This is a genomic window from Kitasatospora sp. NPDC086009 (assembly GCF_044540385.1).
In the GTDB taxonomy this organism is placed as follows: Bacteria; Actinomycetota; Actinomycetes; order Streptomycetales; family Streptomycetaceae; genus Kitasatospora.
In genome coordinates this window covers 488186-512908 of record NZ_JBITSA010000004.1, presented here as the reverse complement: position 1 = coordinate 512908, position 24723 = coordinate 488186, and the positions used below count along the sequence as shown (strand labels likewise).

Sequence of the window (24723 nt, the reverse complement as noted above, 5' to 3'; positions counted from 1 at the left end):
GCGGCCATTGCGAAGCTGGCTTGATTGGCGAGTGGGAGCGCTCCCAGCATGTGCTGCCCACCCCCTGCACCCTCCGCACCCGAGGAAGGCCCCACCCGTGCCTCCTGTCACCCCCGCCCGAGGCGTGTCGCGGCGCGCGGCCGCCGTACTCACCGGCCTCGCCCTGGCCGCCGGCGCCCTGACCGCCACCGGGCTCACCGCGCCCTCCGCCCACGCCACCGCGTCCCCCGGGGCCGGCCCTGCGGCCGCGGTGGCCGACTCCCCCGTCCGGGTCAACCAACTCGGCTACCTGCCCGACGGCCCCAAGCGGGCCACCGTCGTCAGCTCCGCCACCACCCCCCTGGCCTGGCAGCTGCGCGACGCCACCGGTGCGCAGGTCGCCTCCGGCACCACCACGGTGCACGGCGCCGACCAGGCCTCCGGCCAGTCGACCCACCTGGTCGACTTCGGCGGCTACCCCGGTACCGGCACCGGCTACACGCTGGTGGTCGGCGGCCAGGCCAGCCACCCGTTCGACATCTCGGCCTCGCTCTACGACGGCCTGCGCGCCGACAGCATGTCGTTCTTCTACCAACAGCGCAGCGGCATCGCGATCGACGCGGCGCTGGCCGGCAGCGCGTACGCCCGCCCCGCCGGGCACCTGGGCGTGGCCCCGAACAAGGGGGACACGAGCGTGCCCTGCCAGGCCGGCGTGTGCGACTACCGCCTGGACGTGCACGGCGGCTGGTACGACGCCGGCGACCAGGGCAAGTACGTGGTCAACGGCGGCATCGCGACCTGGGAGCTCGTCAACTCCTTCGAGCGGGCCCACCGGTCGAACGGCGACGCGGCGCTCGGGGACTCCACGCTGCGCCTGCCCGAGCGCGGCAACGGGGTGCCGGACGTGCTCGACGAGGCCCGCTGGGAGCTGGAGTTCCTGCTGCGGATGCAGGTCCCCGCGGACCGGCCGATGGCCGGGATGGCCTTCCACAAGATGCACGACGCGCAGTGGACCGGCCTGCCGACCCGGCCCGACCTCGACGACCAGCAGCGCGAGCTGCACCGGCCGTCGACCGCCGCGACGCTCAACCTGGCGGCCACCGCCGCCCAGTGCGCCCGGGTGTACGCGCCGTACGACGGCGCCTTCGCCGCCCGCTGCCTGGACGCGGCCCGCCGCGCCTGGGCGGCTGCCAGGGCCAACCCGAACGTGCTCGCCCCGGCGACCGACAACACGGGGGGCGGCGCGTACGAGGACGCGGACGTCTCCGACGAGTTCTACTGGGCAGCGGCCGAACTCCTCGCCACCACCGGCGAGTCGCAGTACCGGGACGCGGTCACCTCCTCCCCGCACCACACCGGGCCGGTGGACGGCTTCTGGTGGGGCGGCACCGCCACGCTCGGGCGGATCACCCTGGCGACCGTCCCCGGCGTGGCCCTGCCCGCCGACGACGTCAACCGGTTGCGCTCCCTGCTGACCGCCGCCGCCGACGCCCACCTGTCCACCATGGCCGGCCAGGGCTACGCGGTGCCGATCCCCGCCGACGCCTACGTCTGGGGCTCCAACAGCTCGGTCGCCAACGACGCGATGGTGATGGCCGTCGCGTACGAGCTGACCGGCCGGCAGGGCTACCGCGCCGGGGCGCTGGAGACGCTGGACTACCTGCTGGGCCGCAACGCCCTGGACCACTCCTACGTGTCCGGCTACGGCGAGCGCGCCTCCGAGAACCAGCACCACCGGTTCTGGGCGCACCAGAACGACGCGACGCTGCCGCACCCGCCGGCCGGCTCCTTCGCGGGCGGCCCGGACGCCGGGCTGGAGGACCCGATCGCCAAGTCCCGGCTGGCGGGCTGCGCGCCGGCGGCGTGCTACGTCGACGACATCGGCTCGTACTCCACCAACGAGGTGGCGATCAACTGGAACGCGTCGCTGGCGTGGCTGGCGGCCTTCGCCGCCGAGCGGCGCAGCACCCCTACGGCGCCCGCGGTGCAGGTGGTCCCGGCCGCGGTGACCGTTCCGGAGGGCGGCTCGGCGACGGTGGGCGTGCGGCTGTCGGCGGTGCCCGCGCAGACCGTCAGGCTGACGGTCTCCCGCTCCTCCGGTGACCAGGACCTGGCGGTGGCGTCCGGCGCCACGCTGGTCTTCACCCCGGCCGACTGGGCGACGGCCCAGCAGGTCTCGCTGACGGCGGCGCAGGACGCGGACGCGCTGGCGGGCGCCGCGGTCTTCCGGGTCGGTGGCACGGGGGTGACCGCGGCGACCTTCACGGCGACCGAGGCGGACGACGACACGGCCCCGCCTACGGCGTCCTGCTCGGTGGCGTACAGGGTGGACAGTTCCTGGGGCAACGGCTTCACCGCGACGGTCACCGTCCGGAACACCGGCACGTCGACGATCTCCGGCTGGACACTGGGGTGGGACTTCACGGGTGACCAGAGGATCACCACCGCGTGGAACGCCACCGTCAGCCAGTCGGGCGGCTCGGTGACCGCCCGGGACGCCGGCTGGAACGGCACCCTGGCGCCCGGCGCCACCGTGGGTCTCGGCTTCCAGGCCGGCTACTCGGCCAGCAACGCCGCTCCGACCGGCTTCACCCTGAACGGCGCGGCCTGCGCCTGACCCCGCTGCGCCACGGCCGGTCGCCGCCGGCCCCGAGGTGGCGGACGCTTCGCACCCGCATGGGTCTCGAAGCGTCCGCCGCCTCGCGCCGTCCCGGCGACCGCGCGGCCGGAAGGCCTCGACGCCTACGTCCTGCCGGCCGGGCCCGCCCGCCGCGCCCGGGTCCGGGCAGCCGTGCGCGCCGGCACCGGAGCCGGGGAACGGTTCCGGTGCCGCCGCGCGCTTCGGCTCGGGAGCGGCCGCGGGACCGCCCCTCACCGGTCCGCGGTCAGTAGCCGTAGATCATCTTGTAGGCGACCTCGGGCAGGAACTGTCCGGCGGTCGATCCCGTGCCGACACCGCAGTTGCCGTCCGACTCGCCGGGCACCTTGATCCACAGGAGCATCTCGGCGCCGCCGCCCCACCCGGTGGGGGTCCCGATCCGGCGTCCCGCCGGGTTGCACCACGCGCCGTCGGACCCGTTGCCGTTGCGGCTGGTGTCGACGACGAACGGCTTGGTGAAGCCCTTCGTCGACTTCAGCGCCGCGTTGACCGCGTTGCCGTACGCCACGTTCTGGGCGGTGGTGAGGTAGTTCGAGACGTTCAGGGAGAAGCCGTGGGCTCCGGCCACCCCGGCCGCGGCCAGGTGCCGGGCCATGGTCTCGGCACTCAGCCAGGCGGGGTTCCCGGCGTCCAGGTAGAGGAGGGTGTTCGGCGCCTTGGCGTTGAACTGCGCGACGGCGCCGCTCAGCAGCGCGTTGCGCTCGGAGATCTGGGCCTGGCTCATGCAGCTCTCGTCGCCGAGCGAGTCGGGTTCGAGGACGACCACCGCCGCCCGGTTGCCGATGCCGGCGGCGAAGGCGGCGATCCACGTCCGGTAGTCGGCGGCGCTGCCCGCCCCGCCGCCGGACTGGCCCGCGCAGATGTCCCGGTCGGGGATGTCGTAGGCGACGAGGACGGGCAGTTTGCCGGCGGCGGCCGCCGCGCGGGTGTAGTCACCGGTGGCCGTTCCGACGGCGCCGCTCCAGTTGCCGAACCAGCGGGCCGACGGCACGTTGGCGATCGACGCCTGGATCGCGGCGGCGCGGCCGTCGCCCCGGTTGGCGTTGACCCACCGCTGTGCGCTGGAGTCGGGGTCGGCGTAGAAGCCGCTGGTCGTGAGGGCGGGTCCGGCCGCGTGGGCGCCGCCGGGGTCGAGCGCGAGAAGGACGGTGGTCAGCGCGGGTGCCATGAGCAGGGACAGCCTGCGGCTCGATCGGCGCACGGTGGTTCCTCCGCTACGGGGTGGGGGTGGGTGGAAGGTCCTGGACGGTGACGGCCGGGTGGAGCCGGCGGGTGTGGTCGAGCGGGCGGACCGGGCCGGTCAGGCGCAGCGGCACGGTGAGGCGGGCGTCGGTGCTGGAGGCGGCGATCCGCAGTTCCAGCGCGCCGGGTTCGACGATCCGGTGGCCGTCGCGGCCGGTGAAGGAGGCCAGGTCGGCGGGGAGCGCCAGCACCACCCGGCAGGCGGCTCCCGCGTCGAGCGGGATCCGCCGGTAGCCGACCAGCCGCTGCACGGGCTGCACCACCGAGGCCACCGGGTCGTGCAGGTAGAGCTGCACGACCTCGGTGCCCGCCCGGGCGCCGGCGTTGCGCAGCTCGAAGGCGAGCCGGAACTCGCCGTCGGTACCGGTCTCGGCCACCTCCACGGTGAGGCCGGCCCAGGTGAACTCGGTGTAGCCGAGACCGTGTCCGAAGCCGTAGGCGGGTGTCGGGTCGGTGCTGGAGACGTCGCCGGCCTGGGCCAGCCGGGCGGCCAGGTAGGTGGAGGGCTGGACGCCGGGGTGTGCGGGCACGGAGACCGGTAGCCGTCCGGTCGGCTCGACCCGCCCGCTGAGCACGCCCGCGAGGGCCCGGGTGCCCTCCTCGCCGGGGAAGAAGCACTGCACGACGGCCGCCGCCTCGGTGACCGCGCGCCCGAGCGCGTACGGCCGCCCGGCCAGCAGGGTCACCACCACCGGCGTGCCGGCGTCCAGCACTTCCTCCAGCAGCTTCCGCTGGCTGCCGGGCAGTTCGAGCGAGGCCGCGTCGCAGCCCTCGCCGCTGGTGCCGCGGCCGAAGAGCCCGGCCCGGTCCCCGAGGGCGAGCACCACCACATCGGCCCGCCGGGCGGCCCGGACCGCCTCGGCGATGCCGCCGGTGTCCTCGCCGTCGACCGTCACCCCGCGCACCGTACGCAACTGGCTGCCGGCGAACTCCGCCTCCAACGCCTGCCGCAGGGTGGGGAGTTCGATGCCGGCCGGGGTCCGCGGGTGCTGCGCGCCGACGTGCACGGGGAAGGAGTAGCAGCCGAGCACGGCGGTGGGTTCGTCGGCGTTCGGCCCGATCAGCGCGATCCGGGCGGGGCCGCGCAGGGGCAGCAGGCCGTCGTTGCGCAGCAGTACCACGGCCTGCTCGGCGAGTTCGGCGGCGAGTGCGCGGTTGGCGGGCCGGTCGAGGTCGACCAGGCCGCGCAACGCCAGGGGTTCGCCCGGGTCGGTGCCGGCGAGGGCGGCGGGCACCGGGTCCCAGTCGGCGTCCAGGAGGCCGAGCTGGGCCTTCTGCACCAGAACGCGGCGCAGCGCCCGGTCGATCAGCGCCTCCGGTACGGCTCCGGCCCCGACCGCGTCCAGCAGGGGCTGTCCGAAGGTCTGCACGGTCGGCAGTTCGACGTCCACTCCGCTGGCCAGGGCCAGTGCGGCGGCGTCGGACCAGTACTCGGCGACGCCGTGCAGCGTCTTGAGGAAGGCGATGCCGAAGTAGTCGGCGACGAGCGTGCCGGTGAAGCCCCAGGTGTCCCGGAGCAGTCCCGTGAGCAGGGCCTCGTCGGCGGCGGAGGGCAGGCCGTCGGTGTCCGTGTAGGCGTGCATGACCGAACGGGGACGGCCTTCGCGGACGGCCATCTCGAAGGGCGCCAGGATGACGTCGGCGCGCTCGCGGGGGCCCATCGAGACGGGGGCGAGGTTGCGTCCGGCACGGGAGGCGGAGTACCCGGCGAAGTGCTTGAGGGTGGCGACGATCCCGGCCGACTCCAGGCCCTGCACGTAGGCGGTGGCGACGGTGCCGACCAGGTACGGGTCCTCACCGATCGTCTCCTCGACCCGCCCCCAGCGGGCGTCGCGAACGACGTCGAGCACCGGGGCGAGGCCCTGGTGCACGCCGACGGCCCGCAGGTCCCGCCCGATGGCCGCGGCCATCGTCCGCACCAGCTCCGGGTTGAAGGTGGCGCCCCAGGACAGCGGCACGGGGTAGGCGGTGGCACCCCAGGCGGCGAAGCCGGCCAGGCACTCCTCGTGGGCCAGTGCGGGGATGCCGAAGCGGTTGGCGGCGGCGATCCGCCGCTGGGTGCGCTGCAGCGAGAGCGCGCCGAGCGCCGGGTCGACCGGCGCGGTGCCGAAGGGCCGGGTCAGCTGGCCCAGCCCGTAGGGCAGGAGGGCGTCGAGGTCGGGCGGTTGCTCCATGTCGTGCTGGTGCGGGGCGACCTCGCCACCCTCGGCGCTGGCGCCCACCCAGACCCCGACCAGTTGGGCGGCCTTCTCGCGCAGGGTCATCTCCCCGATCAGGGCGTCCGCCCTGGCCTCCGGGGAGAGCGTGGTGTCCCGCCAGGCGGGGACGGCTTCGGGGGTGCGGCGGTCGTTCACTTTCCTCCAGCGCCCATCAGGCCCTGGACCAGGGCGCGGCGGGCGAACAGGTAGACGACGAAGACGGGGAGCATGGACAGCACGACGGCGCTGAGCAGGCCGGGCACGTCCACGCCGTGCTCGGTCTGGAACTCGTACAGGCCGAGGGTGACGACCTTGGTGGAGTCGGACTGGGTGAGGATCAGCGGGAAGAGGAAGCCGTTCCAGGCCTGGAGCGCGGCGAAGACGACGATCGAGGACAGCCCGCCCCTGGACAGCGGGAGCACCAGTTGGCGAAAGACGCGCGCCGGGGTCGCGCCGTCCACCGCCATCGCCTCGTACAGCTCGGGGCCGATATCGCGCATCGCGCCGGTCAGCACCAGGGTGCAGACCGGCAGGCAGAAGGCGGCGGTCGGCAGGACGACACCGATCAGCCGGTCGTACAGGCCGGTCTTGCTGATCACGTAGAACATCGGCACGATCACCGCCTGGGCGGGGATCGCCAGGCCCAGCAGGAACAGCCGGAACACCCAGCCGGTGGCCCGGCCGCGGGCGCGCACGATGGCGTAGGCGAGCGGCGGGACGACCAGCAGCACGATCGCGACCACGCCGGCGGTCACGGTCAGGGTGTTGAGGAAGTCCTTGCCGAAGCCGTTCGAGAAGTCGGTCAGGTAGTTCCGCAGGGTCCACCGCACCGGCGGTTTCAGCGGACCCTCGGTGGAGTAGTCGGCGCGGGTTCGGAACGTGGCGATCAGCAGCACGTACAGCGGCAGGCCGACCACCAGCAGCCACACCAGGGAGCCGAACCCGGCCAGGAGGTTGGGGCGCCGGCGCGTCACAGGCCCTCCGCCGTGCCGCGCATCCGGTCGTAGCCGGAGATCCGGACCACCGCGAGCGAGATCAGGGTGGCGACCACCACGAGGACCAGCGCGATGGCCGACCCGGTGCCGAAGTCGAAGCCCTTGAAGGCCTTCTGGTACATGTAGTAGGCGGTGACGGTGGTGTCGGTGCCGGGGCCGCCCTGGGTGAGGATCAGGACCGTGTCGAAGGTGGTCAGGCCGCCGACCACCATGAGGATCACCGAGGTGATGACGGTGTTGCGCAGCTGCGGCAGGGTGATGTGGAAGAACTGGCGCACGGTGCCCGCCCCGTCGACCGCCGCCGCCTGGTAGAGCACCGGCGGGATGGCCCGGGCGCCGCCCTGGTAGAGCAGCGCGTGCAGCGGGGTGAACTGCCAGATGCCGACGAAGGTCAGCACCCCGATCGCGCCGCTCCTGCTGCCGAGCAGGTTGCCGTCGCCGAACAGCCAGGTGAGCTGGGCCGGCACGCCGAAGTTGGGGTCGAGGACGGCCCGCCACACCACCGAGACGGCGGTCGCCGAGAGCAGCAGCGGCACGAAGTAGACGGCCGAGAGGACGGCCCGGTTGCGCTGCGGCCCGGCGGCCCAGACGCCGAGCAGGATGCTGACCGGGGTCTGGGTCACCACCCCGAGGGCGGTGAGCAGCAGGGTGGTCCCGACGGACTGGGCCATCACCGGGTCGTGGACCAGGGCGGCCCAGTTGTCCAGGCCGTTGAAGCGCGGCTCGCCGATGCCGTCCCAGCTGGTGAAGGAGAGCACCACGACCAGCAGCAGCGGCACGATCGCGAACAGCAGGAAGAACACCCCTGCGGGCACCGCCCAGGCGAGGCCCGGGCGGGTCACGCCCGGGCCGGACCTCGCACCGCGCGTCATGAGGTCGGCAAGGCCTGCATGGCCTTGATGAAGGCGTCGGCGTCGGTCCTGCCGGCGAAGAACTGCTGGACGGCGGTGTACATCGGGGTCATGGCGGCCGGCGGGTAGGCCTGGTCCCAGGAGAGCTGGAACGACGGCGCGGCCTTGACCAGCTCGTACTGGGCCCTGGAGTACGCGGGACTGGCCGAGAGGTCGAGGAAGTCGGCGGTGCTGGTGGTGGTCGGCAGGTTCCCGATGGCGAGCTGCGCCTTCACGAACTCGTCGGAGTACATCAGCTTGAGGAAGGCCGCGACGGCCTCCGGGTGCTTCGTCTTCTTGAGCACCGAGTAGAAGTTGTTGGTGTTGCCGACCACGGCGGCCGGGTCGCCCTTCCCCCCGCTCACGGCCGGGAATCCGGTGTAGCCGAGGCCGGACGCGGCGAAGTCGGGGTTGGCGTCCTGCTGGGTGGAGTAGTACCAGGAGCCCATCAGTTCGAAGGCGGCCTTGCCCTTGGCGACCAGCGCCGGGGAGCCGCCGTCGGTGAACTTCACGGAGTCGGCGTTGCTCCCGAAGGCGCCGGCGTCGACGAGCTGTTGGAGGGCGGCCAGCGCCTTGCGGCTGTCCTCGCCCGCCCAGGCCTCGCGGTCGCCGCCCAGCGCCCGCTGGAACAGACCGGGGCCGCCGATCCGGTCGTACAGGTACTCGAACCACATCAGGGTGGGCCACCGGTCGCCGCCGCCGAGCGCGATCGGGGTGACGCCCCTGGCCTTCAGCGCCTTGCTGGTGGCGAGCAGGTCGTCCCACGTCGTCGGCGGGGTGAGCCCGGCGTCCGCCAGCACCTTCTTGTTGTGGAAGAGCAGCACCGGCTGGGTGCCGCGCATCGGCACGCCGTACGGCTTGCCGTCCACCACCGCCGAGTCGAACACCGAGGGGAGGAAGTTGTCCTTCAGGCCCGGGTCCGCTGTGATGAACCCGTCCAGCGGGAGCAGCAGGCCCGCCTTGACGAACGGCTGGATGGATCCGCCACCCCAGTTGAAGAAGACGTCCGGGGCGCGCGAGGTGTTGATCACGGTCTGCAGCTTCTGCTGGTAGTCCGCGCCGGGGACGGTGTCGAGCACCGCCTTGACCTTGGAGGTCCGGTTGAAGGTCTCGACGAGCTGCTTCTCGACCTTGTTGGCGGCGTCCCCGTAGACGAGCACGTGGATCGTCCCGGAGCCCGCGTCGGAGGAGGCCTCGCCGGATCCACAGGCGGCGGTCGTGCCCAGGAGGAGCGCGCTGGCCGCGATGACTGCGGCGAATCTCAATCGCATACCCTGCCTCGATCGAATGTTTCGAGTACATTGCCGAATGTTGTGGGAAACCTAGGACCGTCCTGACCCTCCGTCAAGAGGTCCGGCCGAATCGGATCCGGCCGGTCGACGGGCTAGCATCCGTGCCGTACGGTCACCCACGACGGAGTTCGCCCAGCCGGGGCAGTGCAGGAGGAACCCGTGACCAGAGCGGCGACGCTCGCCGAGATCGCGCTGGAGGCCGGGGTCTCCGCGCCGACAGTTTCGAAAGTCCTGAACGGGCGCGCCGACGTCGCCCCGGCCACCCGGGAGCGGGTGGAGGAACTGCTGCACCGGCACGGCTACCGGCGGCGCGGCGGCCGGCAGGTGAGTCCGCTGCTGGAGCTGGTCTTCCACGAGCTGGAGAGCGCCTGGGCGGTGGAGGTGATCCGCGGCGTGGAGAACGCGGTGCGCGAGGAGGGTCTGAGCATCGTGCTCTCCGAGTCCGCCGGTCGGCTCAGCCCCGGCCAGTCCTGGGTGGACGGGGTGCTCGCCCGCCGCCCGACCGGCGTGGTGCTGGTGCTGTCCGACCTGGACCGCTCCCAGCGGGAGCAGCTGGCCGGCCGGAACATCCCGTTCGTGGTGATGGACCCGGCCGGCGACCCCGGCCAGGACGTACCCGCGGTCGGCACCACCAACTGGGACGGCGGCCTGGCCGCCACCCGGCACCTGCTCGACCTCGGCCACCGCCGGATCGGCCTGATCGGCGGCCCTGCCCGGATGATGTGCAGCCGGGCCCGGGCCGACGGCTACCGGGCGGCGCTCGACATGGCGGGCGTACCGTACGACCCTGAGCTGGTCCGGGCGGGCGACTTCCACCACGAGTCCGGGCGCCGGGTCGGCCTGGAGCTGCTGGCGCTGCCCGACCGGCCGACCGCCGTGTTCGCCGGCAACGACCTCCAGGCGCTCGGGCTCTACGAGGCCGCCAGGGAGCTGGGCCTGCGCATTCCGGAGGACCTCAGCGTGGTCGGCTTCGACGACCTTCCGCTGGCCCGCTGGGTGGGGCCGCCGCTGACCACCGTGCGCCAGCCGCTGACCGAGATGGCCGAGACAGCGACCCGCCTGGTGATCGACCTGGCGCGCGGGGTGCGGCCCGGCACGCGGCGGGTGGACCTGGCCACCAGCCTGGTCGAGCGCAGCAGCACCGCGCCGCCCCGGACCGGTTGACGGAGCGTCGGCCGGATCTGCGGGCACCGCGGGGTCGGTCGGCCGATCGAATGTTTCGAAGGCTTTCCGGCTGCTCGACAGCGGCTCCTTCCCGGCTCCTCGCCGGCCCGGGCGCGCCAGGGGCTCGCCAGGGGCTCGCCGCCCGTTCACCCGAACGGACACCCCGTGAACCGCTCACCCGGCCCCGCTCCGGCGTCGTCGGGCGCGGGCAGATGCCGGAGCGCTTCGAGCACGCGAACCACGAGGCCGGATCAACGGCCTGACCAGCGCGGGATGGGACGCCGACAAGGGGGCGGCGAGCCCCGTCCGGCCCGCCGCCCCCGTTCACCGCTGCGCGGCTTCGCTACGCCGCGGAGAAGCGGTACACCGTCGTCGAGCGGAACTCCTCTCCCGGGCGCAGGACGGTGGAGGGGTACTCGGGACGGTTGGGCGAGTCCGGGAAGTGCTGCGTCTCCAGTGCGATGCCCGCGTACGCCCGGTACGGACGGCCGGAGCGGCCGGTCAGCGACCCGTCGAAGTGGTTGCCGGTGTAGACCTGGAGGCCCGGCTCCGTCGTCAGGCATTCGACCTGCCGGCCGCTGGCCGGGTGGCTCAGCACCGCGACCCGGCGCAAGCCCGTCCCGTCGAGCACCCAGGTGTGGTCGAAGCCCGTTCCGGCCGCGCGGACCTGGGGGTCCTCGACCGCGACGCGCTCGCCGATCACCGCCGCCTCGCGCAGGTCGAAGGGCGTGCCGGCGACGGACTCGACCGGGCCGAGCGGGATCAGGCCCTCGTCCACCGGCAGGTAGCCGGCGGCGTCCACCCGGAGCAGGTGGTCGAGCACCGTCCCGCTGCCCTCGCCCGCCAGGTTGAAGTACGCGTGGTTGGTGAGGTTGACGACGGTCGGGGCGTCCGCGCGCGCCCGGTAGCCGATCCGGAGCTGCCCGGCCGGGTCGAGCAGGTACGTCACCTCCGCGCGGAGCTCCCCCGGGAACCCCTGGTCGCCGTCCGGGCTCCGCAGGCGCAGGCGTACCCCGGCCCGCCGGCCCTCCCGGACCGGCACGCCGTCCCAGAGCCGGGTGGCGAACCCGTCCGGACCGCCGTGCAGGGTGTGGCCGCCCGGCTGGGTCCGCAGCCGGTGGGTCGTACCGCCCACCGGCACCGTGCCGCCCGCGATCCGGTTGGCGTAGCGGCCGACCGTCGCCCCGAGGTAGGCCGCTTCACCGAGCAGGTCCCCGACGCCGTCGCACCCGAGGACGACGTTCGCCCGCCGCCCGTCCCGGTCCGGCACGTCCAGGGCCTGGAGGCGGGCGCCGAGGCTGAGCACCTCCGCGGTGGCCCCCGCCGGGGACCCGATGGTCCAGCGGATGACGCGTCGCCCGTCCGGCAGGCTCGCGGCGACCTCCTGGGACACCGTCAACTCGCTGCGCGAGACGAGTGCTTCTCTCGGCACGGGGTTGCTCCGTTCCATGCGGCTGGGTGGGTGGCGGCCGGACGCCGGACGCACCGGACCGGCGTCCGGCGGCTCGGGACAGACGGCTTCGGGACAGACGGCTTCGGGGCAGACGGGTTCGGGACGGACGGGGTCGGGACGGACGGGGTCAGAAGCCCTGGGCCAGGCGGTGATAGGCCTGGTTCCAGCGCAGTTCTTTGGTGAACCGGCGGATGTTCGTGTCGTCGTCGATGACCAGGAGTTCCACGCCGAGCATCTCGGCGAGGTCGTCGAGTTCCTCCGTGCCCAGCGCGCTGGAGAGCACGGTGTGGTGGGGGGCGCCGGCGGTCAGCCAGGCCTCGGTGGAGGTTCGCAGGTCAGGGCGCGGCTTCCAGACCGCACGGGCGACGGGCAGGTTGGGCAGTGGCGCGGGCGGCTCGACCACGTCTATCTCGTTGGCGACCAGCCTGAAGCGGTCGCCCAGGTCGGCGAGACCGACCACCACCGCGGGACCGGGCTCGGCGTCGAAGACCAACCGGACCGGGTCCTCCCGGCCGCCGATGCCCAGGGGGTGGACCTCGCAGGAAGGCCTGGCGGCAGCGATCGACGGGCACACCTCCAGCATGTGCGCGCCCAGGATCAACTCCCGCCCCGGCTCCAGGTGGTAGGTGTAGTCCTCCATGAACGACGTGCCACCGGGCAGGCCCGCACCGACCACCTTGAGCGTGCGCAGCAGGGTGGAGGTCTTCCAGTCGCCCTCGCCGCCGAAGCCGTAGCCGTCGGCCATCAGCCGCTGGACGGCGAGGCCGGGAAGCTGGCGCAGTGCGCCGAGGTCTTCGAAGTTGGTGGTGAAGGCGTGGAAGCCGCCCTGTTCGAGGAAGTGGCGCAGGCCGGCCTCGATCCGGGCGGCGTAGCGCAGGGCCGCGTGCTCCTCGCCGTCGGCGCGCAGTTCGGGGGCGAGGTGGTAGCTGTCCTGGTACTCCTTGACGAGCCGGGTGACGGTGCTGTCGTCCACGGCGTCGACGGCGGTGACGAGGTCGTTGACGCCGTAGGTGTTGACCGAGACGCCGAACCGCAGTTGGGCTTCGACCTTGTCGCCTTCGGTGACGGCGACGTCGCGCATGTTGTCGCCGAAGCGGGCGAGCCTGAGGGTGCTCAGTTCGGCGCGGCCCGCACCGGCCCGGGCCCAGGCGGCGATCCTGGCGGCGACGGCCGGGTCGCTGACGTGTCCGGCGACGGTCTTGCGGGGGACGCCGAGGCGGGTCTGGACGTGGCCGAACTCGCGGTCGCCGTGGGCGGCCTGGTTCAGGTTCATGAAGTCCATGTCGATGCTCTGCCAGGGCAGTTCGACGTTGGCCTGGGTGTGCAGGTGGAGCAGCGGCTTGCGCAGGGCGTCCAGGCCGGCGATCCACATCTTCGCCGGGGAGAAGGTGTGCATCCAGGCGATCAGGCCGATGCAGTCGTCCGTGGCGTTCGCGTCCAGGCAGATCCGGCGGATCGCGTCGGCGCCGGTGAGGACCGGCTTCCAGACGATCCGCACCGGGACGGCGGCGTCGCCGTCCAGGATGTCGGCGATCCGCCGGGATTGCTCCGCGACCTGGCGCAGCGTCTCCTCACCGTAGAGTGCCTGGCTGCCGGTCAGGAACCAGACCTCGCGGCCTGCGAATGCTTCGGTCATCGGGGTTCGGCTCCTCGGTGGCCGGCGGGCTGCTGGCCGTAGACGTTCTGGTAGCGGTGGTTGAGGCGGTCGATGTCGGCCTGGGCGATCGGCGCCGGTTCACCGAGCTGGCGCGAGAGGTGCACGGTCCGCGCCACGTCCTCGCACATCACGGCGGCCTTCACCGCCGCCTTCGCGTCCTTGCCGATCGTGAACACACCGTGGCTCTTCATCAGCACGGCGGGCGAGCGGTGACCCTCCAGGGTCTCCACGATGCCCCGGCCGATCGAGTCGTCCCCGATCAGGGCGAACGGACCGACCGGGATCTCCGCACCGAACTCGTCCGCCATCGCGGTCAGCACGCACGGCACCGCCTCACCCCGGGCCGCCCAGGCACAGGCATAGGTGGAATGGGTGTGCACCACTCCCCCGACCTCGGGCATGTGCCGGTACACGTAGGCGTGCGCCGCCGTGTCGGAGGACGGCGCGTACCCGCCCTCGACGACGTTCCCGTCCAGGTCACAGACGATCATGTTCTGAGGCGTCAGCTCGTCGTAGGAGACCCCGCTCGGCTTGATGACCAGCAGCTCCTCACCCGGGACCCGGGCCGAGACGTTGCCGGCGGTCCAGACCACCAGGTTGTACCGGACCAGCTCCTGGTGGAGGTCGCTGACCTGGCGGCGGATGAGGTCGATGGACGTTTTCACGGGGCCTCGCTCGGTGTGGTCAGGGCGGCGTTGCGGATGTCGCGCAGGCGGTGCAGGAGCTTGTCGGGCCCGGTGCCGAAGTGGTCGTGCAGGGCGCGGTACTCGGCGAAGAGCAGGTCGTAGACGTCGGCGGCGGCCCGGTCGGGCTGGTACGCCCCGCGCCGCACCCGGCCCATCGCGGCGGCCGCGGCCCGTACGTCGGGGTAGGCCCCGGCGGCGACGGCGGCGTGGATCGCGGAGCCGAGCGCCGGGCCCTGCTCCGACGCGGCGACGGAGACCGGCCGGCGCAGGACGTCCGCGTAGATCCGCATCAGCAGGTTGTTCTTCTTGAGACCGCCCGTGACGATGAACTCGGTGACGGGGACGCCGCCCTGTTCCAGGGCCTCGACGATGACGCGGGTGCCGTAGGCGGTGGCCTCCAGCAGGGCGCGGTAGACCTCCTCGGGCCGGGTGGCCAGGGTGAGGCCGACGATCACCCCCGAGAGGTGGTGGTCGACCAGCGTCGAGCGGTTGCCGTTCATCCAGTCGAGCGCGACCAGGCCGTGGCCGCCGACCGGCTGGTCCGCGATCTTCCGGGTGAGCAGCTGGTGGAGGTCCTCGCCGTTCTCCTCGGCCTCGGCGAGGTAGTCGGCGGGAACGCCCTGGCGCAGCCACCAGGCGAAGATGTCGCCCACCGCGCTCTGGCCGGCCTCGTAGCCGTACGCGCCCTCGACGATGCCGCCCTCGACCACGCCGCAGATCCCGGGGACGTCCGCGAGGGCGGCGCCGTTGATCACGTGACAGGTGGACGTGCCCATGATCGCGAGGAGCTGGCCGTTCTCGACCGCCTGCGCGGCGGGGGCGGCGACGTGCGCGTCGACGTTGCCCGCCGCGACCGCGATGCCTGCGGGCAGGCCGGTCCACTCCGCCGCCAGCGCGGTGAGCGAGCCGACCCGGGAGCCGAGCGGCGCGAGCGGGTGCTCCAGCCGGGTGCGGGCGAAGTCGGCGAAGTCGGGGTGCAGGGCGGCGAGGTAGTCCTCGCCCGGGTAGCCGCCGTCCTGGTGGATGCCCTTGTAGCCGGCGGTGCAGGCGTTGCGGCTCTCGGCGCCGGTGAGCTGCCAGACGATCCAGTCGGCGGCCTCGATCCAGCGCGCGCACGCGTCGTACACGGCCTGGTCCTCCTCAAGGACCTGGAGGGCCTTGGCGTACTGCCACTCGGCGGAGATCTTCCCGCCGTAGCGGAGGATCCACTTCTCGCCCCGGGCGTGGGCCAGCGCGTTGATCCGGTCGGCCTGGCCCTGGGCGGCGTGGTGCTTCCACAGCTTGGGCCAGGCGTGCGGGCGGCCGGACCAGTGCCCGGTCTCGGCGAGCGGGGTGCCGTCGGCGAGCACCGGGAGGACCGTGCAGGCGGTGAAGTCGGTGGCGATGCCGATCACCGCGGCCGGGTCGACGCCGGCGGCGGCGACGGCCGCGGGGACGGCGGTGCGCAGCACCTCGCGCCAGTCCTCGGGGTGCTGGAGCGCCCAGTCGGGCGGCAGGCGGCGGCCGGTGCCGGGCAGGCGGTCCTCGATGACGGCGTGGGGGTAGTCGTGGACGGCGGTACCCAGTTCCTCACCGTCGCGCACGCGGACCACCACGGCGCGGCCGGAGAGCGTTCCGAAGTCGACGCCTACGACGTATCTCTCCGAGTCCTGGGCGGCAGGAGTCACGGTCACTTCCTCATCCTTCGTACGACCGGTGTTGTCACCTGTCGCCGGCGCGGCCCAAATCCGGGGCAGGGCAGGGCGCGCCGACGACAGGATCCGTTCCGCTGCCTCTCCCTCAGGAGGACGGAACGAGTGGCCGCCGGCGGCGCGGGGAAGCGGGGCTTTCAGCGCCTCGCCGGCGGAGTGGGAAGGGCGCTGTTGTTCACGCTCACAGGAATTGTTAGCGCTCACAATCCCGGTGTCAAGGGAAAGTTCACGGCATCGCGCCGGCACCCCGGGCGGTCAGGGGCTCGCGGACCCCCGCCGCTTCAACGCCGGGCGACCGGGCGCACGCTGCGGCGCAGCACCATCTCCGGAGAGATCTTCACCTGGGCCCGCGCGGGTGTGACGCCCTCCAGCTCTCCGACGAGCAGCTCCAGGGCTCTGCGGCCGAGTTCGCCGAAGTCCTGCCGCACGGTGGTCAGCGGCGGGATGAAGTAGGCGGCCTCCGGGATGTCGTCGAAGCCGACCACGCTGATGTCGTCCGGCACCGACCGCCCGGCCTCGTGCAGGGCGCGCAGCAGGCCGAGGGCCATGTGGTCGTTGGCGCAGAAGACGGCGGTGACATCCGCCAGTTCCGCGATCCGCAGGCCGGCCTGGTAGCCGGAGCGGGCGCTCCAGTCGCCGCGTTCGACGGCCGGCACCGGGGCTCCGGCCGCCTGCAGCGCACCGCGCCAGCCCTCCTCGCGGTCCTGGCTCTCCAGCCAGTTCGCCGGCCCTGCCACGTGGTGCACCGTGCGGTGGCCCAGGTCGAGCAGGTACCCGGTGACCTCCCCGGCGCCGGCGCGGTTGCCCACCGACACCATGGGCACCCGGGTCTGGTTGCCCGAGCCGACCGCGACGACCGGCACCGAACTGGAGAGCCGGGCCACCGCGCTGACGCCGGAGGTCTGCGGTGCGATCACCAGGACGCCCTCCACGCCCTGGTCGCGCAGCCGGTCGACGGCCTCCTGGACCGAACGGCCGTCCAGGGATCGCAGACTGGACACGCTCACGAAGTACCCGGCACTGCGCGCGGCCCGCTCGATGCCGTCCAGCATCGAGGCCGGACCGTAGAGGGTCGAGTCGAAGCTGACCACGCCGAGGGTCTGCGAGCGGCGGGTCACCAGCGCCCGGGCGGCGGAGTTGGGCCGGTAGTCCAGCTCCCGGATGGCGGCCAGCACGCGCTCGCGGGTGTCCGGCCGGACGTGCGGGGCGCCGTTGAGCACCCGGGACACCGTCTGGTGGGACACGCCTGCCAGTTTCGCCACATCCGCCATCACGGGCTGGCGCTGTTCCGTCCCGGTGCTGTCGGTTCCCACTCGCAGTCCCCTTCTTCGGCTGCGCACCACAGTACGCGACCGGGCCCCCACCGATGCGTCACCTCCGGGCCGGCGGAGGCGCTCCTCCCCACCGGGCGTCCGGGCGCCGGACCGACAGGCCGCCGGACCCGCTGGCCGCCGCCCCGGCCGCACGGCGGTGGAACGTGAACCAACCGACGGCCGTCGGCAACGGCGTACGGCCCCGGCTCCACGCCCGGCGAGGAGGTTGTCCCGCCCCGGGGATCCAACGATGCACCGGCAACCCTTGACTCTGCCGATGTGAGCGTTAACACTCTTGTCACGCCAGGCCACGGCGACCGTAACCCCGGTGCCCCACAGCACGAGGGCCCCGTCCCCGGCCGGCCCCGCCCGACCGCTCCCAGTCGCCCAGCCAGGGTCGCTCTGTGCCGGTCGCGGAACCATCACTGGAGGAACTGTGCGGAAGATTTCGGCGAGCCTCGTCGCCGCGGGCCTGATCCTGTCGTTGGCGGCCTGCGGCCAGAGCGCCAACGGCGCCGGCGACGGTCCGGCCAAGGGGGACGCGAAGGGCGGCCTCGTCGGCATCGCCATGCCGACCAAGTCGTCGGAGCGCTGGATCGCCGACGGCACCAACATGGTCAAGGAGTTCCAGGCCAAGGGCTACAAGACCGACCTGCAGTACGGGGACAACGTGGTGGAGAACCAGGTCTCCCAGGTGGAGAACATGATCACCAAGGGTGCCAAACTGCTGGTGATCGCCGCCATCGACGGATCCTCGCTCACCAACGTGCTGCAGAAGGCCGCCGACGCGCACATCCCGGTCATCTCCTACGACCGGCTGATCCGCGGCACCGGCAACGTCGACTACTACGCCACCTTCGACAACTACAAGGTGGGCGTGCTCCAGGGCGGCTACATCGTCGACAAGCTCGGACTCAAGGACGGCAAGGGCCCGTTCAACGTCGAGCTGTTCGCGGGCTCGCCGGACGACAACAACGCCAACTTCTTCTTCAACGGCGCGATGAGCGTCCTCAAGCCGTACATCGACGACAAGAAGCTCGTGGTCCAGAGCGGCCAGACCGCCTTCAACCAGGTCGCCACCCTGCGCTGGGACGGCGGTCTCGCCCAGTCCCGGATGGACAACCTGCTGAGCAAGTCGTACACCGCCACCCGCGTCGACGCCGTGCTCTCGCCGTACGACGGCATCTCGATCGGCATCCTCTCCTCCCTCAAGGGTGTCGGCTACGGCGCCGGGAAGTCGCTGCCGGTCGTCACGGGTCAGGACGCGGAACTGGCGTCGGTGAAGTCGATCATCGCGGGCGAGCAGACCCAGACGGTCTACAAGGACACCCGCCAACTCGCCAAGGTGGCCGTCCAGATGGGCGACGCGCTGCTGACCGGCGGCAAGCCCGAGGTCAACGACACCAGCCAGTACGACAACGGCGTCAAGACCGTCCCGGCGCAGCTCCTCCAGCCGGTCAGCGTCGACAAGGACAACTACCAGAAGGTCCTGGTGGACAGCGGCCAGTACACCGCAGACCAGCTCAAGTAACCCCGAGGCCCGGCTGACGGGCCAGGCGTCGACACGGTGGTGCGAGGTGCGGGAGATCCCCCGCACCGCACCACCCCGAACGATACGGATGCACAGCCATGGCCGGACCCGTTCTCGAAATGCGGTCGATCAGCAAGTCGTTCCCCGGCGTCAAGGCGCTCTCCCAGGTCAACCTGACCGTCTCGGCGGGCCAGGTGCACGCCGTCTGCGGTGAGAACGGCGCCGGCAAGTCCACCCTGATGAAGGTGCTCAGCGGGGTCTACCCGCACGGCAGTTACGAGGGCGAGATCCTCTTCGAGGGCGAACCCTGCCGGTTCAAGGACATCCGGGCCAGCGAGCGGCTCGGCATCGCGATCATCCACCAGGAGCTCGCCCTGGTGCCCTACCTGTCCATCGCCGAGAACATCTTCCTCGGCAACGAGCACGCCAGCCGGGGCATCATCAGCTGGCACCGGACCCTCACCCACGCCGCCGAACTGCTCCGGCAGGTCGGCCTCGACGAGAGCCCCCACACCAGGGTCGCCGATCTCGGGGTCGGCAAGCAGCAGTTGGTCGAGATCGCCAAAGCGCTGGCCAAGGAGGTCAAACTGCTCATCCTGGACGAGCCGACCGCCGCGCTGAACGACGAGGACAGCCGCAAGCTGCTCGACCTGATCCTGGAACTCAAGGCGCGCGGCATCTCGTGCATCATCATCTCGCACAAGCTGAACGAGATCGCCCGGGTCGCGGACGCCGTGACCATCCTGCGCGACGGCCGGACCATCGAGACCATCGCGATCGGCTCCGAGGGGATCTCCGAGGAGCGGATCATCCGCGGCATGGTCGGCCGCGACCTGGAACACCGCTACCCCGAGCGCACCCGGGACGTCGGCGAGGTCGCGTTCGAGGTCGAGGACTGGAGCGTCCGGCACCCGATCGACCAGCAGCGCACGGTGGTGGACGGAGCCTCGCTGAACGTGCGGCGCGGAGAGATCGTCGGCATCGCCGGTCTGATGGGCGCCGGCCGCACCGAGCTGGCCATGAGCGTGTTCGGCCGTTCGTACGGCCGGTGGGCCGGCGGCCGGGTGCGGCTGCACGGCCGGGAAATCCGCACCCGTACGGTGCCCGAAGCGATCGGGCACGGCATCGCGTACGTCACCGAGGACCGCAAACAACTCGGTCTCAACCTCATCGACGACATCAGCCGGAACATCTCGCTGAGCGCGCTCGGCAAGGTCACCCGGTTCGGCCGGGTCGACCGGCACGAGGAGACCCGGGTCGCCGAGACCTTCCGACGGACGATGAACATCAAGGCGCCGACGGTGTTCACCCGGACCGGCACGCTCAGCGGCGGCAACCAGCAGAAGGTCGTCCTCAGCAAGTGGATCTTCGCCGGACCGGAGGTGCTGATCCTCGACGAGCCCACCCGCGGCATCGACGTCGGCGCGAAGGCGGAGATCTACACCGTCATCGCCGAACTCGCCGCCCAGGGCAAGGCCGTGCTCGTCATCTCGTCCGAACTCCCCGAACTCCTGGGTCTGTGCGACCGGATCTACACCATGGCCGAAGGCCGGATCACCGGTGAGGTGGCCCGGGCGGACGCCACCCAGGAATCCCTCATGCGGCTCATGACCATGAGCGCCGCATCCAGCAACGAGCAGGTGTGAGGCATGGCCCAGACCGAGATCATCCCGGATTCGTCCCCGAAGGCACCGCGGGGCGGCCCGAGCCCGTCCGTCGGCGGCGTGCTGGCCCGCGCGCTGAGCGGCAACGTACGCCAGTACGGCATGCTGGTCGCTCTCGCACTCATCGTGCTGCTCTTCCAGTTCTGGACCGACGGCATCCTGCTCCAGCCGCTCAACATCACCAACCTGATCCAGCAGAACGGCTACATCCTCATCCTGGCGATCGGCATGATGATCGTCATCATCGCCGGGCACATCGACCTCTCGGTCGGTTCCCTGGCCGCCTTCGTCGGGGCGGCCGCCGCGGTGATGATGGTCAAGCACCACCTGCCCTGGCCCGTGGCGCTGCTGGCCGCGCTGGTGATCGGCGCGCTCGCCGGCGCCTGGCAGGGCTTCTGGATCGCCTACCTGGGCATCCCGTCGTTCATCGTCACCCTGGCGGGCATGCTGCTGTTCCGCGGCGGCACCCAGATCCTCCTCCAGGGGCAGTCGGTGGCGCCGTTCCCCAAGGGTTTCCAGAGCATCAGCAGCGGCTTCCTCCCCGAGGTGGGCCCGCACACCGACTACCACAACCTCACCCTGCTGCTGGGCCTCGCCGTGCTGGCCGTCGCGGTCCTCCAGGAGGTGCGCGGCCGGCGGCAGACCGCCTCGTACGGGCTGGAGCCGCTCCCGCTCGGACTGTTCCTCGCCAAGCTCGCCGTGATCACCGCGGCCGTGGTGGTCTTCACGCTGCTGCTGGCCAGCTACCACGGCGTGCCGATCGTGCTGCTGATCCTCGGCGCGCTGCTGGTCGCGTTCGGCTATCTGATGCGCAACTCGATCATCGGGCGGCACACCTACGCCATCGGCGGGAACGAGGCGGCGGCCAAGCTGTCCGGGGTGAAGAGCAGGCGGGTCGTCTTCCTCGCCTTCACCAACATGGGCGTCCTCGCGGCGCTCGCCGGGCTGGTCTTCGCCGCGAGGCTCAACGCCGGCACGCCGCAGGCCGGCATCAACTTCGAGCTGGAGGCGATCGCCGCCGCGTTCATCGGCGGCGCCTCCGCCAGCGGCGGCGTGGGCACCGTGCTCGGCGCCATCATCGGCGGCCTGGTGCTGGGCGTGCTCAACAACGGCATGTCACTGGTCGGGATCGGCACCGACTACCAGCAGGTGATCAAGGGCCTGGTGCTGCTGGCAGCCGTCGGCTTCGACGTCTACAACAAGCGCAGGGCCGGCTCCTGACCCGGGAACGGCTGCGCGGGGACGGGTGGGGCGCCTCCGCCACCCGGCCCCCGACCGGGGGAACACCGCCGCCCGGCACGGCTCCCCCCTGAATCCCGCGCCCCCGACCGTCCGCCACCGGACGGCCGGGGGCGCGGACGCGTCCCGGCCCGTCGCGGCCCCGCCCCGGCGCGCCGACGACCCGGGACGAGGCGTGGGTGCACCCAGGCGGCAGCCGGCTGCCGGACGCCCGGTGCGCGCTCGCGGTCCGGCCGGCATCGGCGGAAAGTCCCGGCCGCACGGCAACCTTCGCTCCGCCGGCGGCAACTGACGGGTGGCACGAGGGCGGCACACCGCCCACGGGCCCGTCCGATCCCAGCGCCGCCCACCGCCGCGCGCCGCCGACCCGGGCGGCAGCGCCGCGACGGCGCCGAAGCAAGGAGTAGCCCCCATGAACGAGACGGATCCCACCGCGGACGGCCGCACCCGGCACGACCGCGCGGCCGGTGGCCGGCGACGTACGCGTGGGCGCCACCGCCGGCGCTGGACCACGCTGGGCCTGGCCCTCGGCGTGCCCGGCGTGCTCGGCCCGTACCTGCTCCTCGTGCAGGCCGACTCGAAAGCCGCGTCGGTGGACCCCACCGCCTACTACACGCTGGTGTCGGTCCGCAGCGACAAGGCGCTGGACGTCCCCGGGGCGGACGCGGCCGACGGCGTCCGGATCCGCCAGGCGGGCCGCGCTGCCGGTGCCGCGAGCCAGCAGTGGCAGCTGAAGCTGGTGGGGGACGGCTTCTACGAGGTGGAGAACCGCAGCAGTCACAAGGTCATCGGAGTGCGGGGGGCTTCCACCGAGCCGGCCGCCGCCGTCGAGCAGCAGACCGACCACGGCTCCGCCGCGCAGCAGTGGAGGATGCAGGACGTCGGCGGCGGCGCGGTGAAGCTGGTCTCCCGCAGCAGCGGCATGGTCCTGGACGTGTGGGGCGGTTCCGACGGCGAGGGCGTGCCGCTCATCCAGTACGCCGACCGGGGCAGCACCAACCAGCACTGGCGGCTGGTGAAGGTCGACGGCACGGGCGGGTACGCCTGGCACAACGCCCAGATCGTCGGTGGCGGGTTCGTCACCGGGCTGGTCTTCAACCCCGCGCGCAAGGACCTCCTCTACGCCCGGACCGACATCGGCGGCGCGTACCGCTGGGACGCGGCCGCCGCCCGGTGGACCTCGTTGACCGACTGGATCGGCGGCGACGACTGGAACCTGCTGGGGATCGAGAGCCTGGCGACCGACCCGGTCGACCCGGGCCGCCTGTACCTCGCGAGCGGCACCTACACCAACGACTGGGCGGGCAACGGCGCGATCCTCCGCTCCACCGACCAGGGCCGGACGTTCCAGCGCACCGACCTGCCGTTCAAACTGGGCGGCAACGAGGACGGCCGGTCCATGGGCGAGCGCCTGGTGGTGGACCCCGACGACCACCGCACGCTCTACCTCGGCACCCGCAAGAACGGCCTCTGGCGCAGCACCGACTACGGCGTGACCTGGAGCCAGGTCGGCGGCTTCCCCGTCAGGGACGGCGCGAGCAGCGGCGCCGGCCTGTCCTTCGTGACCTTCGGGCCGGCCGGCAGCAGGACGGTCTACGTCGGCGTGGCCGACCGGACCACCTCGCTGTACCGCTCCACCGACGGCGGCGCCACCTGGCAGGCCGTACCGGCCCAGCCCACCGGGCAGCTGCCGCAGCACGGTGTGCTGTCCGGCGACGGCTCGTTCTACCTGACCTACACCAACGCGCCCGGCCCGAACGGGGTGACGGCCGGCTCGGTGTGGAAGTACACGCCGTCCACCGGGGCCTGGAAGAACATCTCGCCGTCCAGCGGCGCTTACGGCTTCGCCGGCCTGGCCGTCGACCCGCAGCACCCGGCCACGGTGATGGTCACCACGCTCGACCGCTGGTGGCCCTCCGACGAGCTCTACCGGTCGACCGACGGCGGCGCCACCTGGAAGCCGCTCGACGCGAGCGCCGTGCGCGACAACTCCGCGGCGCCGTACGTGGGTACCGGCATCGGGCACTGGATGGGCACGCTGGCCATCGACCCCTTCGACTCCGGACACGTGCTGTACGGCACCGGATCGGGCCTGTGGGGCAGCAACGACGTGACGGCGGCGGACACCGGGCGTCCGACGCACTGGACGATCCCGGCCAGGGGCCTGGAGGAGACCGCGACGCTCGGACTGGTCAAGCCCCCCGGCCTGCCGCTGATCAGCGCGCTCGGGGATGTCGGCGGCTTCCGGCACGACGACCTGACCAAGGTTCCCGCCAAGGCGCTGACCGGGCCGCTGTTCACCAACACCACCGGCATCGACTTCGCCCAGGGCAAGCCGGAGTTCCTGGTGCGGGTCGGCCTCGGCGGTGCGCAGCACGGCGCCTGGTCCACCGACGGCGGGGTCGGCTGGACACCGTTCGCGAGCGTTCCGGTGGGCGACGCGGGCGGTGGTTCCACGGCCGTCTCGGCGGACGGCGCCACCGTGGTGTGGACCCCTTCGGGCCAGGCTCCGTTCCTCTCCACCAACCGCGGCGCGTCCTGGACGCCGGCCGCCGGCCTGACCAAGGACACGGCCGTGGTGGCCGACCGGTCGGCGGCGAACACCTTCTACGCGCTCAGCGGCGGCACCCTGTACACCGCCACCGACGGCGGAAGGCACTTCACCGCCCGCGCCGCCGGTCTGGGCGACGGGCAGCTCAAGGCGGTTCCGGGCGTCGCCGGCGACCTCTGGATCGCCGGCGGGCGCAACGGGCTACGGCACTCCACGGACGGCGGGTCGAGCTTCCGCAAGCTCGACGGCGTGGAGCAGGCGAGCGCCGTCGGCTTCGGCAAGGCGGCGCCGGGCGCCGGCTACCAGGCCGTCTTCCTGAGCGGGAAGGTCAACGGCGTCACCGGCCTGTTCCGTTCCACCGACGGCGGCTCGACCTGGACCAGGATCAACGACGACCAGCACCAGTTCGGCGGAAGTGTCATCAACGTCGTCGCCGGCGACCCCGACGTCTACGGCCGGGTGTACCTGGGCGGCTACGGGCGCGGCGTGCTGTACGGCGACCCTTCCTGACCGGCGCTG

Annotated in this window: 16 protein-coding genes; 6 read left to right on the top strand and 10 right to left on the bottom strand. The window is 72.5% G+C overall.

The features are described 5' to 3' along the window. Window positions 1-97: 97 nt before the first annotated feature. On the top strand, window positions 98-2596 hold the full coding sequence (locus ACIF6L_RS14130) for a glycoside hydrolase family 9 protein (protein ID WP_396491060.1): 2499 nt from the start codon (window positions 98-100) through the stop codon (window positions 2594-2596). Between the two features lie 268 nt (window positions 2597-2864). Here the strand turns inward: ACIF6L_RS14130 and ACIF6L_RS14125 are convergent, their stop codons facing one another. The 5 genes from ACIF6L_RS14125 to ACIF6L_RS14105 all read right to left on the bottom strand — a co-directional run bounded on the left by ACIF6L_RS14125 (window position 2865) and on the right by ACIF6L_RS14105 (window position 9234). Next, complete coding sequence (locus ACIF6L_RS14125) at window positions 2865-3806, bottom strand: glycoside hydrolase family 6 protein (protein ID WP_396491127.1); 942 nt, start codon at window positions 3804-3806, stop codon at window positions 2865-2867. Between the two features lie 46 nt (window positions 3807-3852). Next, window positions 3853-6144, bottom strand: coding sequence for a beta-glucosidase (locus ACIF6L_RS14120; protein WP_396491126.1), 2292 nt, complete (start codon window positions 6142-6144; stop codon window positions 3853-3855). 86 nt (window positions 6145-6230) lie between these two features. After that, window positions 6231-7052: a carbohydrate ABC transporter permease gene (locus ACIF6L_RS14115; RefSeq protein WP_396491059.1), complete on the bottom strand. Its 822-nt coding sequence runs from the start codon at window positions 7050-7052 to the stop codon at window positions 6231-6233. Continuing rightward, window positions 7049-7945, bottom strand: coding sequence for a sugar ABC transporter permease (locus ACIF6L_RS14110; protein WP_359810362.1), 897 nt, complete (start codon window positions 7943-7945; stop codon window positions 7049-7051). Before ACIF6L_RS14110 ends, ACIF6L_RS14115 begins: the two co-directional genes overlap by 4 nt. After that, a complete protein-coding gene (locus ACIF6L_RS14105) occupies window positions 7942-9234 on the bottom strand; it encodes an ABC transporter substrate-binding protein (protein ID WP_396491058.1) in 1293 nt (430 codons plus the stop codon). Before ACIF6L_RS14105 ends, ACIF6L_RS14110 begins: the two co-directional genes overlap by 4 nt. A gap of 180 nt (window positions 9235-9414) precedes the next feature. Here ACIF6L_RS14105 and ACIF6L_RS14100 point away from each other — a divergent pair, with 180 nt between their 5' ends. Then, window positions 9415-10419, top strand: a complete 1005-nt coding sequence (locus ACIF6L_RS14100; protein ID WP_396491057.1) for a LacI family DNA-binding transcriptional regulator — start codon at window positions 9415-9417, stop codon at window positions 10417-10419. A gap of 343 nt (window positions 10420-10762) precedes the next feature. Here ACIF6L_RS14100 and ACIF6L_RS14095 read toward each other — a convergent pair whose 3' ends face one another. The 5 genes from ACIF6L_RS14095 to ACIF6L_RS14075 form a co-directional block, all read right to left on the bottom strand. Then, the gene (locus tag ACIF6L_RS14095) at window positions 10763-11788 is read right to left on the bottom strand and encodes an aldose epimerase family protein (RefSeq protein ID WP_396491125.1); all 1026 of its coding nucleotides are present in this window, start codon (window positions 11786-11788) and stop codon (window positions 10763-10765) included. A gap of 211 nt (window positions 11789-11999) precedes the next feature. Then, entirely contained in the window at window positions 12000-13508 is a 1509-nt protein-coding gene (gene araA / locus ACIF6L_RS14090) for an L-arabinose isomerase (RefSeq protein WP_359810349.1), read from the bottom strand. Beyond that, window positions 13505-14194: an L-ribulose-5-phosphate 4-epimerase gene (locus ACIF6L_RS14085; protein ID WP_329485142.1), complete on the bottom strand. Its 690-nt coding sequence runs from the start codon at window positions 14192-14194 to the stop codon at window positions 13505-13507. Before ACIF6L_RS14085 ends, araA begins: the two co-directional genes overlap by 4 nt. After that, window positions 14191-15888 (bottom strand): ribulokinase, encoded by a 1698-nt coding sequence (locus tag ACIF6L_RS14080; protein WP_396491056.1) that lies wholly within the window; start codon window positions 15886-15888, stop codon window positions 14191-14193. The genes ACIF6L_RS14085 and ACIF6L_RS14080 overlap by 4 nt, the downstream gene beginning before the upstream one ends. Before the next feature lie 299 nt (window positions 15889-16187). Next, a complete protein-coding gene (locus ACIF6L_RS14075) occupies window positions 16188-17177 on the bottom strand; it encodes a LacI family DNA-binding transcriptional regulator (RefSeq protein WP_329491972.1) in 990 nt (329 codons plus the stop codon). A 478-nt stretch (window positions 17178-17655) separates the two neighbouring features. Here ACIF6L_RS14075 and chvE point away from each other — a divergent pair, with 478 nt between their 5' ends. From chvE to ACIF6L_RS14055, 4 genes are all read left to right on the top strand, one after another. Next, window positions 17656-18750 carry a multiple monosaccharide ABC transporter substrate-binding protein gene (gene chvE, locus ACIF6L_RS14070; protein ID WP_396491055.1) on the top strand — a complete coding sequence of 365 codons (1095 nt, stop codon included), beginning with the start codon at window positions 17656-17658 and terminating at the stop codon, window positions 18748-18750. 98 nt (window positions 18751-18848) lie between these two features. Beyond that, window positions 18849-20396 carry a multiple monosaccharide ABC transporter ATP-binding protein gene (gene mmsA / locus ACIF6L_RS14065; protein WP_329485145.1) on the top strand — a complete coding sequence of 516 codons (1548 nt, stop codon included), beginning with the start codon at window positions 18849-18851 and terminating at the stop codon, window positions 20394-20396. Between the two features lie 3 nt (window positions 20397-20399). Continuing rightward, window positions 20400-21635: a multiple monosaccharide ABC transporter permease gene (mmsB, locus tag ACIF6L_RS14060; protein ID WP_329485146.1), complete on the top strand. Its 1236-nt coding sequence runs from the start codon at window positions 20400-20402 to the stop codon at window positions 21633-21635. 430 nt (window positions 21636-22065) lie between these two features. Further along, entirely contained in the window at window positions 22066-24714 is a 2649-nt protein-coding gene (locus tag ACIF6L_RS14055) for an RICIN domain-containing protein (protein ID WP_396491054.1), read from the top strand. The last annotated feature ends 9 nt before the right edge of the window (window positions 24715-24723 follow it).